The organism is Gottfriedia luciferensis (genome assembly GCF_001712755.1).
Classification (GTDB): domain Bacteria; phylum Bacillota; class Bacilli; order Bacillales; family Bacillaceae_G; genus Gottfriedia; species Gottfriedia luciferensis_B.
The window spans coordinates 253,879-270,490 of sequence record NZ_MDKC01000034.1 but is presented as its reverse complement, the minus strand read 5'-3'; the positions used below and the strand labels follow the sequence as shown (position 1 = coordinate 270,490).

Here is a 16,612-nt window from a genome sequence, read left to right as displayed (position 1 = left end):
AGCAACTAATCGTCCTCTATATGCACAATCTTTGTGCGTATAGGGGACTTTTTTTATATTCAACATTAAATTTTTGGAGGTCGAACAAATTGTCAGTACAAAACAAAGCAGAAATAGTCATTGAAACGATAATGGGGGATTTGTTTACACCGATTTTATTATTTAAGAAATTGACTGCTAGCAAAAAGTTTTTATTTGAAAGTTCATTTAAGCATAAAGATTCTGGCCGTTATTCATTTGTTGGTTCAAAACCTGCTTTTGAATTGATTGGGACAAATCAAAGTGGTCAAATCATCTATAAAAATGGCCAGAAAGAAGAGTTTGTTGGAAATCCTCTTTTAAAACTGAAAGAGTTAATACCAAAGCAGGATTGCTTAAAGATATTGGATATCCCTTTCATTGGAGGGGGAATTGGGTATGTAGGATATGATATGATTCGCCAGTTTGAAGAGATCGGTGATGAACTGGAAGATGTTATCGGAATGCCAGATCTCCATTTAATGTTTTTTGAAGTCATTATTGTATTTGATCATTTGGAACAGAAAATTCATTTGGTTGGAACAAGGCTTACGGATGAAACAACATTAGAAGATTTGAAGAGCGAAATTCAAAAGTATAAGCAACTAATTTTATCTAACTCAAATCAAGAGGAGGAAGTAAAACCAGTTGTATTTTCTACGTTCGAATCTGAAGTTAGTAAATCGGACTATATGTCCAAAGTAGAAAAGGCGAAGTCATTTATTCAAAAAGGAGATATTTTTCAAGTCGTTCTATCACATCGAATGGGAGCAAAATTTGAAGGGAATCCATTTGATTATTATCGAAAATTACGAATCCAAAATCCGTCACCATATATGTATTATATCGATTTTGGTGATAGCGTTGTTGCTGGTACTTCCCCTGAAAGTTTAATAAAAGTTAAAGATAATCAGGTCATAACGAATCCAATTGCCGGTACGAAACGAAGAGGGAAAACGGATGAACAAGACTTAATGATCGAAAGGGATTTATTACAGGATGAAAAGGAACTTGCCGAACATAAAATGCTTGTTGATTTAGGTAGAAATGATCTAGGCAAAGTTTGCGAGTTTGGAACAATCAAATTAGAAAAATATATGAACGTTGAAAGATACAAATATGTCATGCATATCGTTTCCGAAGTTAGCGGGCAATTAAAAAAACCACATACCTCACTTGATGCTCTAATTGCTTGCTTACCAGCTGGAACTGTATCGGGTGCACCTAAGATTAGAGCAATGGAAATCATTAATGAATTAGAGAGTTCAAAGAGAGGGGTATATTCCGGTGCAGTCGGTTATGTATCCGTAAATGGAAACCTTGATTTTGCATTAGCTATTCGAACGATGATTTTAAAAAATCAAATGGCCTATATTCAAGCAGGAGCAGGTATTGTTTATGACAGCAAACCTGAAAACGAATATGAAGAGACCATTAATAAACTAAAGGCTTTTTTGGAGGAAAATCATGATTTTAATAATTGATCACTATGATTCTTTTACTTACAATCTTTATCAATTTTTAGGAGAGCTTGGCGAAGAAATGAAAATCGCTAGATATGACAAAATTTCGATTGATGAAATAAAAGAAATGAATCCAAAAGCAATTATTCTTTCTCCAGGACCAGGTAAGCCCGAAGAGAAGCAGGAAACGAATGAACTCATACAAACTTTTCATAAGACTGTGCCAATACTAGGCATTTGCTTAGGGCACCAAGCAATCGGTTATGCATTTGGCGCAAAAATCATTAAAGCTGGACAAATCAAACATGGAAAAACATCGAAAATTAGGCATGATGGCAGTAATTTATTTGCCTACATGTCCCAACCGTTAGAAGTTATGCGATACCATTCACTGGTAATTGAAAAGGAAACTATACCGCCATTATTTGAAACTTTAGCATTTGCTATGGACGATCAAGAAATCATGGCCATTAAACATCGAAAATATCCAATCTACGGCATGCAATTTCATCCGGAATCTATTGGAACAGAATACGGAAAACAACTTTTACTAAATTTTTTAAATGAAATAAAGGAGGAATTAAAAGATGAAAGAGTACCTTCAACGCTTAGCTAATCGAGAGTCGTTTACAGTAGAAGAAATGCAAGTAGCTGTCGGTAGGATTCTACAGGATGATCAAATATCAGATAGTGAAATCGCAGCATTTCTAGTTGCTTTAAAAACAAAAGGTGAAACAGTAAACGAAATCGCAGGACTAGTAAACGCAATTCGAAATCATACGGTAGGATTTACTAGGAAGTTTCATAATGTCATTGATAACTGTGGTACAGGTGGAGATAACTCATCGAGCTTTAATGTGAGTACAACATCAGCGTTTGTTATTGCGGGAAGTGGAATTCCAATTGCAAAACATGGAAACCGTAGCATGTCCAGTAAAACAGGTAGTGCCGATGTATTAGAACAATTAGGTGTGGAGCTATCGATTCCAACACAAGCTTCCGAGGAGCTTTTAGATGAAATAGGAATTGCCTTTTTATTTGCTCCATATGTTCATCCAAGGTTGAAAAAAGTTATGAAGGTTAGACGTGAGTTGCAAATCCCGACCATTTTTAATTTAATAGGACCTTTAACAAATCCTGTTGAGTTAGAGACCCAACTATTAGGAATTTACAGAAGAGATTATTTAGAGGTATTTGCAGAAGTACTAAATAAATTAGGACGTAAACGAGCGATTGTATTAAACGGTGCAGGGCATTTAGATGAAGCATCGTTAGCCGGCGAAAATCATATCGTCCTACTTGAAAATAATGAACTGAAAAAGATGACACTTCATCCAGAAGAAGTTGGATTAACTTATTATCCAAATACAGAAATAAAAGGTGGAGATGCAAAGAGGAATGCAGATATTCTTCTTCGAGTATTAAAAGGGGAAAAAGGAGCTTTTAGAGATACAGTTTTATTAAATGCTGGTTTAGCAATCTATACTTCAGGTATGGTCAATCAAATTACGGATGGTATTAGGAAGGCTGAAGAGAGCATTGATTCTGGTGCAGCTTATGAGAAATTACAAAAACTAGTCGAAAAAACTAGCAAACTAAAAAGAGAGGTTATTTAAATGGAAACCATTTTAGATCGAATTATTTCTCAAAAACAAATCGAAATTAAAAGTTTAAGAGCGATTAGTCGGAAAATAAAGAATCAATCAACGAATTTATCATTAATTGAGCAATTAAAAGTTGCAGACCATTTATCGATCATTGCGGAGTTTAAACGAGCGTCACCATCAAAAGGGGACATTAATACAAATCTCAATCCTGCAGAACAAGCAAAGAAATACGAAGAAAATGGAGCAGCTGCAATATCTGTTTTAACAGATACAACTTTCTTCAAAGGTTCCTTTAAAGATCTGAAAATCGTACGTGATTCCGTTAATATTCCGATATTGTGTAAGGATTTTATTATTGATCCAGTTCAAATAGATATCGCAAAAGAGCATGGAGCAAACATTATTTTACTAATCGCTGCTGCGTTACCATTTACAGCATTAAATCATTTATATCAGTATGCTAAGCAGCAAAATCTTGAAGTATTGATGGAAGTACATGACGAGGAAGATTTAGAAAAAGCACTAAAAATTAGGCCTGGTCTATATGGCATTAATAACCGAAACTTAAAAACATTTGAAGTGGATCTGGGTGTGACAGAAAGACTAGCACCACTTATTCAAGCAGATGGAGGGTTCATTATTAGTGAAAGTGGAATTTTCAATCAGTATGATGCAAAACGTGTAAGAGATGTTGGGGCAAACGGAATTTTAGTCGGAGAGGCATTAATGAGGAGCAATGAATTATCATCAAACATGAGAGAGCTGATGGTTCCTATTCTTAAGGAGACTAAACAGTGAAAGTGAAAATTTGTGGCATTACCGATTTAATAACAGCTAAAAGTGCAATAGATGCCGGAGCTGATGCAATTGGATTTGTATTTGCAGAAAGTAAACGTCAAATTGAAATTAATGAGGCAAAAAAGATCATCGAATCATTGCCAGATTCGGTAATGAAGATTGGCGTTTTTGTAAATGAAACAAAGGAGACATTAGAATCCATTTACCAGGAAGTTGGTTTAACACATCTTCAGCTACATGGGGATGAAACGCCAGAATTTTGTCGTTCATTATCTTTTCCAGTAATCAAAGCATTACGAGTTCAATCGGAAAAGGACGTTGAAAAAATAGCAGAATATGATTGTGATTATATTTTAGTTGATAGCCCGAGTGGAAAATATCGTGGAGGAAACGGAACAACATTTAACTGGAATCTTGTTAGATCAAAGAAAGTAGATAATTTGATTTTAGCCGGTGGATTGACGATTGAGAATGTAATACCTGCATGTAGCGTCGTAAAACCAATAATGGTTGATGTAAGTAGTGGGGTTGAAACAAACGGAAAAAAAGATAAAGAAAAAATAAAAAGTTTTATAAAAAAAGTAAAATTAGGAGGAATTTAAATGTCTACGTATACACTTCCAGATGTAAAAGGTCATTTCGGTATGTATGGAGGGAAATATATACCCGAAACGCTTGTTCAAGCCATAACTGAATTAGAAGAAGCTTATTCAAAAATTAAAGATGATGCAGCATTTAATGAGGAAATTGAAAGATTGTCAAAGGATTATGTAGGTCGCCAAACACCTCTTTACTTTGCAGAAAACTTAACTAAGCATGCTAACGGAGCTAGCATTTATTTAAAACGTGAGGACTTAAATCATACTGGTGCTCACAAAATTAACAATGCGATTGGTCAGGCATTACTTGCAATTCGAATGGGTAAACGAAAAATCGTTGCTGAAACAGGAGCAGGACAACACGGTGTAGCAACTGCAACTGTTTGTGCTTTATTAAATTTAGAATGTGTTATTTTCATGGGCGCGGAGGATGTTCGAAGACAAGAACTGAATGTTTTCCGAATGGAATTACTAGGTGCAAAAGTGATTAGTGTTGAATCCGGAAGTGCGACACTAAAGGATGCAGTAAATGAAGCACTTCGCTACTGGGTTGCAAATGTAGATGACACACATTATTTATTAGGATCAGTGATGGGGCCGCACCCTTTTCCTATGATGGTACGAGATTTCCAAAGTGTAATTGGAAAAGAAACAAGACAACAATTTTTAGCAAAGGAAGGTAAACTTCCTGATGCAGTAGTAGCTTGTATTGGCGGAGGAAGTAATGCAATTGGTATGTTCCATCCATTTATAACGGATGAAAGTGTAAAGTTATTTGGAGTAGAAGCGGCTGGGCATGGAATCCATACAGATAAGCAAGCAGCATCTTTAACAAAAGGTGTACCAGGCGTATTACACGGTGCATTAATGTATTTACTACAAGATGAAGATGGTCAAATACAAGAAGCCCATTCAATTTCTGCGGGGCTTGACTACCCAGGGGTAGGTCCTGAACATTGTTATTTAAAAGATATTGAACGAGTAAAATACGAATCGATCACAGATGAAGAAGCACTTGAAGCATTCCAATTACTAGCAAGATTAGAAGGAATCATTCCAGCATTAGAAAGTGCACATGCTGTTGCCTATGCAATAAAGCTAGCAGCAACAATGAAGAAAGATGAAAGTTTAGTCATTTGTTTATCAGGTAGAGGCGATAAAGATGTTCATACCGTTCGTGAGCGATTAAAGGAGGGTAAATAATATGTTAAATCGAATTGAATTCCAATTTTCAGAACGACTTAAAAAAGGGGAAAAGCTTTTTATTCCTTATGTAATGGCAGGAGATGGTGGTCTTGAAGTATTAGGGGGAAGACTTGCTTTACTAGAAAAATTTGGCGCATCAGCAATCGAAATAGGTATTCCATTCTCAGACCCAGTAGCAGACGGACCAGTAATTCAACAAGCAGGTATTCGAGCATTACAAGCTGGTACAACGTTAAAAGCTGTAATCGAAAAAATAAAAGAAGTTCGTAAGTTAATTTCTGTACCTTTAATCGTCATGACCTATATGAATCCCATTTTAGCTTATGGAATTGACAGGTTCGTATCTGACCTACAGCAAGCAGGGGTAGATGGATGTATTATTCCTGACCTACCAATCGAAGAAGAAGAAATTATCATTCATCAACTTGAAGAATGTGGAGTAGAACTAATTCGATTAGTCACAATGGCTACACCAAAAGATCGAATCATTAATATTGCTGAAAAAGGAAGAGGATTCTTATACACAGTAACAGTAAAAGGGATTACTGGTGTTCGAAATGAGCTAGATGATAGCCTATCATCCTTTTTAAAAAGTGTTAAAGAAATTAGTAATAAACCTGTAATAGCTGGATTCGGTGTATCTAATCCAGAACAAGTAAAGGAATTAAGCCAAGATTGTGATGGAGTTATTGTTGGAAGTAAAATTGTTGATTTATTTAATCAAAATAAGATTAATGAAATTAAACTTTTAATGGAATCAAGTTTAGTAAGTGAAGAAGTAATTTAATAAAAAGTGAATCAGGCTAGCTCAGTGGCCTGATTTTTTATTTTTTTAGGGTATTCTTTCGAGCCTAACCATGCTTAGCTCTGAAAAATAGCTGATTCTAGGTAATAATGCATGTAGACTAAAAAACGGACACACTGAAATGATTCTAATGTAAAATTATATTTAGTATCTTAGGTCGGGAGTGTGTTTTATGAGTCATCATGATAAAAAATTCAAATTACAGGCAGTTAAATTAGTTGTTGAGGAGGGGAAGAGTGCTAGAGAAGTCGCTAGAAATTTAGAAATAAATTATAGTACACTCACTCGATGGGTTAGAAAATATAAAGATTCTAAAGAGACTAGCTTTATTGGTAGTGGGAATTTATCTCCTGAACACAAGGAAATGTCTGATTTAGAGAAACGAATTAAGGAACTAGAAGAAGAGAATGCGATTTTAAAAAAGGCAATGCACATCTTTGCGAAAGACCCGAAGTAATTTTTCGATTTATCCATCAACACCGACACGAATTTCGTGTTTCAAAGATGTGCAAGGTACTAGGTGTATCAAGAAGTGGATATTATGATTGGTTGAAGCGACCACAATCGAAAAGGACTTTAATCAAAGAGAAGTTATCTAAACAAATAAAGGAAATCTATCTTGAGTCTAATAAAAGATATGGAGCTATTAAAATTCTTCGAACTCTAAATAAACATGGTTCGATCATATCCTTAAAAACAGTGCAACGTCTCATGAAAGCAAATAGTTTACGATCCATCACTGTCAAAAAGTACAGAGCTAAACAAACTGAAAAACAACAAGAAGCAAAATACCGAATATATTAAATCAAAATTTTAAGACCAGTGCTCCTGGTCAAGTATGGGTAAGTGATATTACTTATATTTGGACTCGAGAAGGATGGTTATACCTGGCATCAGTTATGGATTTATATTCAAGAAAAATTATTGGGTTTTCAACTAGTTCCCGAATGACCACAGCTTTACCACTAATGGCACTTAAGCGAGCTATGAAGTCTCAACCACCAAAACAAGGCTTAATTCACCATTCAGATCAGGGTAGCCAATATCGTTCTGAGGAGTATATTCAATGTTTGGAAAAAGCTAATATCAGAATAAGTATGAGTCGAAAGGGAAACTGTTATGACAACGCTTGTATTGAGGCGTTTCATAGTATTTTGAAAAGGGAGTTAATCTACAGAGAAACTTACGAAACTCGAGAAACCGCAGAAGCACGAATATTCGAATATATTGTGTGTTTTTATAATGCAAAAAGGATCCATTCAGCAATTGGATACTTAACCCCAAATGAAATGGACAATAAAGCTAGTTGAAATGGAAATGAAAAAGTGCAATATAGGCAAATCTCATAGAAACCTATTGAATCAAAAATGATTCAATAGGGATATAAAGAGACTTTCAGTTAAAATATAACAGGATTTTTTAAAGAAAAAACTCATTTTAATGTGTCCGTTTTATTGACGTAGATACATAATTGGTCTGTGTTAACCTTTTTAGATGAAAAAGTTTGAATAAGATTGATATTATCATCTGATTTTAGTGGAATTACACGTGAAATACGGTAAGCGGTATGGGTATAATAAACGTTTAATTGCGGTTTTCTTAATTTTATTTGCAGATGTGCTATTTTTATTTGTGATTCCAGAAATATAATTGCAGATTTGATCATTTTAATTGCGATTATCGAAAAATATTTGCAGTTCCTCAAATAATTGCAGACTAAGGGGATTTAATTGCGAATCAATATACTTTATTGGCAGTGTTTTTTCACTATATCAGATTTTAATTTCTTCTTAAAGTATCCGACTTCATCTATTTAGTAACAAAATATCCACAAAACTAGAAGCTTTCCCAAAAAATGCATCATCAATTTATCCACTAATAGTTACAATTCTCCACATTTTTATATAGGGTTTTCCACATAATAGCAGAATATCCACAGAAATCTCACACTCCCAAAACTATATCTACAAACTATCCACAGAAATTTTATATAATCTAAAAAGTTTTTCACAATTGCAAAGATCGTTCAATTTTCCTTTAGGACATATGTCCTTCCCAAACAACCTTCCAATATCGTTTAATAATGAAGAAATCAATATGTCAGGAGTGAAAAATATGAAAGGAATTTTATTAGCAATTATCGGCGGAGCATTCATTACACTACAGGGAGTTGCCAATTCTCAAATAAGTAGTGATATAGGTACTTGGCAAGCAGCTACAATTACACAGTTTACAGGTTTTATTGTAGCTTTATTCGTACTACTATTAATAAAAGATAAAAAATTAGCTGAAGTTAAGAAAGTGAATCCAATTTATTTATTAAGTGGGGCACTTGGAGCATTTGTTATATTTTGTAATGTGACCTCAATTCATATTATTGGTGTGACATTTTCAATTTCTGTACTTTTAATCGCACAGCTAAGTTTAACATTTATCATTGATAGTAGAGGCTGGTTCGGAGTCAAAAAGCTTACTATTAGTCCGTCACAATTTATTGGAATTGGTATGATGATAATCGGTGTGATTGTGTTAGGGTCTTAAAAGTAAATTTACAGGAGGTGAAGTTAACTTGAAAATCACTAGTGATATTGAACAAATTAATCGTTTTTTAGCTGAACATAATATTGAAGCAGTCTTTAATGAGGATTTAAAAGCTCATTTAACTCTTAAACGATTCATGCAAGGAGAACTTATTTGTTCTCAAGGAGACTCACCAAAAACTTTGTTTATTTTAGTAAAAGGGAAAATCAAAGTTTATACTTCTTCAGCGGAGGGTAAAACGTTAATTCTATCATTTAAAACGCCTCTTGAAATAATTGGAGATATTGAATATGTAAGAGGCTCTAACTATATAAATACGGTTCAAGCCATATCTGCAGTTGAGATGATTGCTGTAGAATATCGCTGGTTAAAAAAAATTGGTAAAGACTATGCACCGTTTCTTCAATTCTTATTAGAAATCATAACGGAAAAGTTTCTTATTAAGTCGAATTCAATGAGCTTTAATTTAATGTATCCAGTAGAAGTTCGACTAGCAAGTTACTTATTATCGGTTTCATACCATGAAGCGAATTCTTTACAAAACGATAATATAAATCCGATCAATCTTAAAGACGCAGCAAATCTAATTGGAACGAGTTATCGACATGTTAATCGAGTTATTCAACAGTTCTGTAAGGATGACCTAGTAGAGCGAAAAAATGGGAGTATCCTTATTAAAGATCGAGCCGGATTGAGTATTCTTGCAAGGAATAATATATACGAATGATAATTTTAGGACTCATACAGAATTTTTTTGGAGGTGTAATTTATGCTTTATGGATTAATATTATCTTTAATAGCAGGATCACTAATTGGTTTACAAAACATATTCAATAGTAAAGTTAATGAACGGGCAGGAATATGGGTAACAACTACATTTGTATTAGGAATGGGCTTTTTAGCCTCTTTCGGAATGGGGCTTTTATTTGAAGGTAAGGAATTATTTGTTTTGCATAATATGAAAAATTGGTATTGGATTAGCGGAATAGTCGGTGTAGGTGTTGTTTTCTGCTTAACGAATAGTACTAAAATTCTTGGACCAACTTATGCGATATCAATTGTTCTCACATCTCAATTATTGTTTGCAATGTTATTTGATTCTATGGGATGGCTAGGTCTTGAGAAAGTTCCGTTTTCTTCTAAGCATCTAATTGGTGTTTTGCTTATTATAAGTGGTATATTAATTTTTAAATTAAGCGGAATAAGTATGAAACGTATTAAGCTAGTTAAAAATCAATCTAGTAAAATATGAATTAAATAAATAGAGATGGGGAAATGTTATGAAAACATACAAAACATTATTATTAGATGTAGACGATACATTATTAGATTTTGGTGCAGCAGAAAAAGTAGCATTGCAGTCTCTATTTAAAGATCAAAAATTACCATTAACGGATGAAGTTAAGTCAAGGTACAAAGAAATAAACCATGGACTATGGAAGTCATTTGAAGAAGGTAAAATAAGTCGAGATGATGTGGTGAACACACGTTTTTCAACCTTATTTAAAGAGTTTGGTATTGAAGTTGACGGTTTTCTGCTGGAACAGTCTTACCAAAGTTATTTAGGAGAGGGAAATCAATTAGTTGAAGGTGCGTATGAATTACTGACAAGTCTTCAGCATGAATTCGAGTTATATATTGTCACGAACGGAGTTTCAAAGACACAATATAAACGTTTGAATGCGGCGGGTATTTATCCTTTCTTTAAAGACATTTTCGTTTCTGAGGATACTGGTTATCAAAAACCAATGAAAGAATACTTTCAATATGTATTTGATCGAATTCCAAATATTGAATTAGAAAAGACATTGATTATTGGCGACTCATTTAGCGCGGATATAATTGGTGGGGCAGGGTCAGGAATCGATACTTGCTGGGTCAATCCAAAAATGCATTCAAATGACTCAGATGTAGTTCCAACTTATGAAATCCAAAAACTAGATGAACTTTATAACATATTAAATATTGAAGAGAAGGTATTAGTTACATCTTCTAACTAATACCTCTTAAAAACAAAGTTTTCACTCAATTGTATAGTTGATTTTTGAACGTTTTCTACACACTAAAAGCGAAAAGTTATATACTTTTTGCTTTTTTATTTTTTATAAATTAGAAAATATTGGAATAAAAATTATTGACACTGATAATCATTATCACTTAATATGATAATGTGTTTTATATTGATAATAATTATCATTATCATTTTCTTGAATTTAAATGAAAATCATTAGAGGATGTGTAGAAATGATTAATATTCAGAACAAAGATGAACTAACAAATTATGATCATTTAGATCAGGAAGAGTTAAAAACTTTGAACTATCTTAAAAGTGAAAAACCTGAATTATTGGTAGGTTATCTTTCTAATGTGAAAGCCGGAAGAAGAGGAATTTTTCAACGTCTTTTACAAGCGTTTATAAGAGAAAAGTTGATACCAGAAGAAAGAATTAATTGGATAAATGGTGAAGTGTCAAAAATTAACGTAAATCTACCTAATGGAAGACTTCTGCAAGTTTCTGTTGGCAAATTACACTCACTTGGAAGATTCGATCTAACTGGTGATGTAAGTGTAATTGACAATTCATTATCTAACGAACTAATGCATCCTGTTGAACTGATTGAGTTATTAAAGAATGAAGGTATGTTGGAGAAAGCAACTACAGAGCAGTATGAACGATTTAAGCACGAAATTCAAAATGGTGTAGCTAATCTAACGTTGGCTCTAACGGGTGCTACAATCAATCATCAAGAATTAGCGGAAAAGGCAAAACAATTTTCGATAGATTCTTCAATAGAATGGGCTCTACATCAAAAGAAACAGGACAAAAAATTTAGTCCACTTGCATTTTTTGAACAATGTGTAGTTGAAGGGCATCCTTTACATCCTGGAGCAAAAACAAAGTTTGGCCTTAGTGTCGAAGAGGTAATTCAATACTCACCGGAATGGGGTGGCAAACCAGAAGTAGTCGTTATTGCAGTATCAAAAGACTTTTGTCGAACGACATCCATTGATGAAACTACTATTACAAATTGGTTATTTAAAGAGTATGAAAATTTACAACCTGTTGTTGAAGCGGTTTTACATAATAAAGGCTTACAGCTTAGTGATTTTGAATTGATACCGGTACATCCATGGCAATTTGAAAATACATTAAATGCATTTTATGAAAAAGAGATTATGCAAGGAAAAATAATTCCAATCAGTGATTTTGTTATTCCAACTCAATCATTAGTGTCATTTCGATCTTTAGCTCCAATTCAAAATTTAGGAGAGAAAAAACATCATATAAAAACGGCAGTTAACGTGCAAACAACAAGTGCTATTCGTACTGTATCACCTAATTCTGTCGTAAATGGTCCGATACTTTCAAAAATATTTAAAGCAATCCAAGAAAAGGAATATGGATTTGATGGGAGATTTATTGTGCTAGAAGAACGAGCGGGAATTCATTTTAAGCCCGAAAGTATAAATATTTCTGAGGAAGAGCAATGGAAACTTCAAGCAAATTTAGCATCTATTTTAAGAGAAAATCCCGAAAACTATGTTCTATTTGAGGATGAAATTCCAATGGCTGCAGCATCATTAATTTCAAAATCTCCAATAAGTAAAAAGCCAATTGTGATCGAGTTAATTGAAAAATTAGCTATTGTAAATCATTTAGATGATCTGAACGAGGCTGCTAAACTATTTATTCGTAAATATGCAAGAACGTCGTTACCTGGCTTTTTAACAATGATGGTACGTTATGGAATTAGCTTGGAAGGTCATATGCAAAATAGTGTTACGGTCTTTAGAGAAGGTGAGCTAGTACGCATATTAGTGAGAGATTTTGGTGGAATTCGAATACTTCCGTCAAGAATGTGGAAACAAGGATTTGAAGCAGAATTTTATCCTGGTTCATCAATTGTTACTGATGAGGAAAGCCAGTTACATAATATCATATCGTATTCAGTTATGCAGAATCATTTTGCTGAGTTAATAACTTGTATAGTTCGTACATTAGAATTCGATGAAGTAGAGCTATGGGAAGAAATTGTTAACGTTAGTAAAGAGATATTCAAGGAATTAAAAAAGGACCCCTCGATTAATGTACAAGCAGCTTCGGATGAAAAAGCATTTTTTCAACCATTGATTAACCTAAAGGCTTTAGCAACGATGCGACTACAAGGAGATAGTACTGCTTATTCATTTATGAAAGTTCCAAATCCAATGAAGTACTGGAAAGGAGAAGTCGGAGAATGAGTACAAGTCTAACCAAAGTATTATTAGAAAAAGGTTTTTTATATGAATCATTTGAAAAACTACGTAACGGAGAACTTTTGGCAGATGAAGCAGAGAATCTTACTTTTTTAGTAGGTCATACGCCAAATCTAATTCCAAATTATATGGTAAACCTGGAAAAAGGAAGACGTGGTATTTTAAACCGACTCGTCGGTTCAATGTTAAGAGAAAACATACTTAATTTTTCTACAAACTCACATGATTTATATGTTATTGATTCGATCTATGCATTAAATGTACCAGCTATCACAAGCTTTTGGAGAATGGTTATTCAACAGGTACAATCTTATAACCTACAATCAGGCAAAGCTTATAAACTATATTCTCTTAATGAGCATGAATGTTTGGTTATTCCGGTAAGTCGTACTTATGCGTTTAATCGAATTGAGGTCGACGGTGAAATATTATTTGTTACTGAGAAGGAAGTAAGACCAATAAATCACTCGGTTGAACTGTTGGAAATTGTTCGTCACAAAAAAGAGTTCCAATACGAAGGTGAAAAGTTTGCTTGGGAGCAGCTTGCTAAGGAACTAATTAATGGGAGTGCAAATCTTGCATTATCCTATGCGTATTGGGATCAAAAGAAAAAAGAGCTTCAAAAGAGAGCTTCAGAATTTAAGATTACGAATGTTTTAGACTGGGTACTGTTACAGAAAAAATTAGATTCAGCATTTGACAGTAGCTTATTTTTTGAACAGCTTTCGGTTGAAGGGCATAATCTTCATCCAGGTACAAAGACGAAAGTCGATATGAAAGCTGAAGATGTTTTTCAATATGCACCTGAGTTTGGTGGAGTGGCTACAATTCAATTTGTCGGCATTTTAAAAGATCGTGTTGAATGGTGTGTGAAAGATGAATTTGAAGAGGATGCAAATAAACTACTATTTAAGGTTTACCCTGAATTAAGAAAAGTAGTTGAGCAACAATTTCAGCTACAAGGCCATCGTATAGAAGAATATGTCATCGTTCCAGTGCATCCATGGCAATTAGAAAACGCTATTCCTGTAGTTTATAAGCAAGAATTGAATGAACAGACTATTGTTCCAATCCGATCATTTCACGTTCCTTGTGGATCAACATCTTCTTTCCGAACTGTTGTACCACTTGGGAGCCAGGAGTGCATGAACTATGCAATTAAAGTTGCGGTTAATAGTCAAATGACCTCAACTGTTCGTACGATTTCTGCAAATACAACAAATAATTCTACAATTTTTACTAGATTAATAAAGTCCATTATGGAAAATGAACAAGTGTTAAGAAAACAGTTTGTACCAGTTTATGAGGTTGCTGGTTACAATTTCAAAAAAGAAAATGATAAGCAAAAAAATAGTAATTTATCTGCAGTATTACGCGAAAATATTGAGTCATTTACTTACAATGATGAAGTTGCAATTGTCGGAAGTTCACTATTTTCAGAATCACCAATTTCAGAAAAGACCATCGTCTCGGAATTAATTGACCAATATGCTAAAGCTACAAATGAATCCTCAATTAGACAGGCTGCTTATCAATTTGTTTCAGAATATGCAAATATTGCGTTACCTGGATTTTTGACACTATTAGTTAAATATGGCATCGGTTTAGAGGGACATTTGCAAAATAGTGTGATGGTATTTAAGAACGGTCAACCTGTCCGAATGCTATTCCGTGATTGGGGTGGTCTACGAATTTATAAAGAAAGGCTTAAGAAAAACAATTTACATGTAGAGCTTTATCCCGGTTCGATAACGGCGACAGATGATTTGAAAGAAGTGCACAATAAATTGTTTTATACAGTATTTCAAAACCATTTAGGAGAGTTAATTTTACAAGTTTGTAAGGAGTTCGGTCTTAATGAGAGTGACCTTTGGCAAGAAATTCATCAAATCTGTAATCGAGTTTTTGACAAATTAAAGGCAGACCCGACGTTGACAGAAAATGTGGCATGTGACCGCGAAGCTCTTTATCAAATGAAGGTTGAGCACAAGGCACTTACAAAAATGCGACTAGATCCTACAAAGAAAGGATATTCTTACGCAATAGTACCAAATCCTCTTCATGAATTTAAGTAAAAGGGAACGAATTTAAAATGGCACAAATTGAAGTACAGAATAAAAAGAATTCGCGTTTTGCTTTTCAATCAAAATCCTTCAATACTTTTATGGCGGGAAGCTTAATTTCAAGAGTTGGAGATTGGATGGATTTAGTTGCATTAAATTGGGCTGTCTTGCAATTTACAAATTCTCCAATTCATTTAGGCATTATGAACGCTTGTAGATTAGTTCCAACATTTTTATTAAGTGTTCCAGCGGGAATCATGGCTGATAGGTTAGATCGTCGTAAATTGTTAATATGGCTTCAAGTAGGAATGATGCTGTTAACATTTGTGATAGGATTTCTTGTTGCAAAAGGTCCAGCATTTTGGCTGTTTGCACTAATTGTGACGATACGGTCGATGCTTGCAGCTATGGATCCACCAATTCGAAATGCGCTAATACCAAACCTTGTACCAGAAAGTTCAATGGCGAGCGCTCTTGCGGTTAATACAATGATTATTAATCTATCGCGAATTATTGGGCCTGCAATTGCTGGTATCTTGTTAGGAATTACAAATATAGCAAATTTATTTTATATAAATGCATGGGGTACATTTGCTGTCTTAATCTCTTTAGCTATTATTCGGGCAGACTACCAATCGATTAAATATAAAGATAAAGATGCAAAAATAACAATAAAAGAAGCTGTCGATTTCGTAAAGAAGAAGCCATCAGTTCAGTCCTTGCTTATATTAGCAATTGTTCCAATGGTATTTGGTTTCCCATATACGACAATGACGCCACTGTTTGCTAAAGAGTTATTGCATCTCGGTCCTGAAGGATTTGGTGTTTTATTATCGATTTCTTCCATTGGTGCAATAATTGGGACAAGCTGGTTATCCGTTGGAAAAGAGATTATTGAAACGGGTAAATGGCTAATTTATTCAATTATTGGATTCGGTCTATCACTGCTATTATTTATTGGCACAAATAATTATCTAGTTGCAGGTTTGGCAATGTTCCTAGTTGGTTTAACGAGTCAAACATATAGAACGTTAAGTCGAATTACTCTACAAAAGCAAGTTCCAAATCATCTCCGGGGAAGAATTATGAGTATAGCTTTAATGGATCGAGGATTTATTCCACTAGGTGCACTATTAATTGGAGCAATAGCATCAAGTTTGGGAATTCTTTGGGCGGGAAGTGTAATGGGGCTTGGCTGCATCTTAACCACTTTAATGATTGTGTTGAAAAGAAGAGAAATCTTAAAAGTATAACT

The 16,612-nt window shown here is 34.1% G+C and carries 14 protein-coding genes, 1 pseudogene and 1 other annotated feature (1 of these 16 cut by a window edge); all 15 genes and pseudogenes read left to right on the top strand.

Annotated elements, in window-relative coordinates; all coding sequences use genetic code 11:
* Positions 1–20 (top strand) — a binding site (T-box leader) (it extends 244 nt beyond the left edge of the window).
* A gap of 111 nt (positions 21–131) precedes the next feature.
* The 15 genes and pseudogenes from trpE to BED47_RS19240 all read left to right on the top strand — a co-directional run bounded on the left by trpE (position 132) and on the right by BED47_RS19240 (position 16,610).
* Positions 132–1,502 carry an anthranilate synthase component I gene (gene trpE / locus BED47_RS19315; RefSeq protein WP_069035001.1) on the top strand — a complete coding sequence of 457 codons (1,371 nt, stop codon included), beginning with the start codon at positions 132–134 and terminating at the stop codon, positions 1,500–1,502.
* Complete coding sequence (locus tag BED47_RS19310; protein ID WP_069034973.1) at positions 1,486–2,097, top strand: anthranilate synthase component II; 612 nt, start codon at positions 1,486–1,488, stop codon at positions 2,095–2,097. Before trpE ends, BED47_RS19310 begins: the two co-directional genes overlap by 17 nt.
* The gene (trpD, locus tag BED47_RS19305) at positions 2,069–3,097 is read left to right on the top strand and encodes an anthranilate phosphoribosyltransferase (RefSeq protein ID WP_069034972.1); all 1,029 of its coding nucleotides are present in this window, start codon (positions 2,069–2,071) and stop codon (positions 3,095–3,097) included. The genes BED47_RS19310 and trpD overlap by 29 nt, the downstream gene beginning before the upstream one ends.
* The gene (gene trpC / locus BED47_RS19300; protein WP_069034971.1) at positions 3,098–3,886 is read left to right on the top strand and encodes an indole-3-glycerol phosphate synthase TrpC; all 789 of its coding nucleotides are present in this window, start codon (positions 3,098–3,100) and stop codon (positions 3,884–3,886) included.
* Positions 3,883–4,488: a phosphoribosylanthranilate isomerase gene (locus BED47_RS19295; RefSeq protein ID WP_069034970.1), complete on the top strand. Its 606-nt coding sequence runs from the start codon at positions 3,883–3,885 to the stop codon at positions 4,486–4,488. The genes trpC and BED47_RS19295 overlap by 4 nt, the downstream gene beginning before the upstream one ends.
* Positions 4,489–5,688 carry a tryptophan synthase subunit beta gene (trpB, locus tag BED47_RS19290; RefSeq protein WP_069034969.1) on the top strand — a complete coding sequence of 400 codons (1,200 nt, stop codon included), beginning with the start codon at positions 4,489–4,491 and terminating at the stop codon, positions 5,686–5,688.
* A gap of 1 nt (position 5,689) precedes the next feature.
* Positions 5,690–6,478, top strand: coding sequence for a tryptophan synthase subunit alpha (gene trpA / locus BED47_RS19285; protein WP_069034968.1), 789 nt, complete (start codon positions 5,690–5,692; stop codon positions 6,476–6,478).
* Positions 6,479–6,668: 190 nt separating this feature from the next.
* A pseudogene (locus BED47_RS24590) lies at positions 6,669–7,806 on the top strand (IS3 family transposase).
* A gap of 805 nt (positions 7,807–8,611) precedes the next feature.
* Entirely contained in the window at positions 8,612–9,037 is a 426-nt protein-coding gene (locus tag BED47_RS19270) for a DMT family transporter (protein WP_069034966.1), read from the top strand.
* 28 nt (positions 9,038–9,065) lie between these two features.
* The gene (locus tag BED47_RS19265) at positions 9,066–9,764 is read left to right on the top strand and encodes a Crp/Fnr family transcriptional regulator (protein WP_069034965.1); all 699 of its coding nucleotides are present in this window, start codon (positions 9,066–9,068) and stop codon (positions 9,762–9,764) included.
* A gap of 42 nt (positions 9,765–9,806) precedes the next feature.
* Positions 9,807–10,289 carry a DMT family transporter gene (locus BED47_RS19260; protein WP_069034964.1) on the top strand — a complete coding sequence of 161 codons (483 nt, stop codon included), beginning with the start codon at positions 9,807–9,809 and terminating at the stop codon, positions 10,287–10,289.
* Positions 10,290–10,317: 28 nt separating this feature from the next.
* Complete coding sequence (locus tag BED47_RS19255; RefSeq protein WP_069034963.1) at positions 10,318–11,037, top strand: YjjG family noncanonical pyrimidine nucleotidase; 720 nt, start codon at positions 10,318–10,320, stop codon at positions 11,035–11,037.
* Between the two features lie 244 nt (positions 11,038–11,281).
* On the top strand, positions 11,282–13,279 hold the full coding sequence (locus tag BED47_RS19250) for an IucA/IucC family protein (RefSeq protein WP_069034962.1): 1,998 nt from the start codon (positions 11,282–11,284) through the stop codon (positions 13,277–13,279).
* Positions 13,276–15,369, top strand: coding sequence for an IucA/IucC family protein (locus tag BED47_RS19245; RefSeq protein ID WP_069034961.1), 2,094 nt, complete (start codon positions 13,276–13,278; stop codon positions 15,367–15,369). Before BED47_RS19250 ends, BED47_RS19245 begins: the two co-directional genes overlap by 4 nt.
* A gap of 17 nt (positions 15,370–15,386) precedes the next feature.
* The gene (locus BED47_RS19240) at positions 15,387–16,610 is read left to right on the top strand and encodes an MFS transporter (protein ID WP_069034960.1); all 1,224 of its coding nucleotides are present in this window, start codon (positions 15,387–15,389) and stop codon (positions 16,608–16,610) included.
* Positions 16,611–16,612 lie beyond the last annotated feature (2 nt).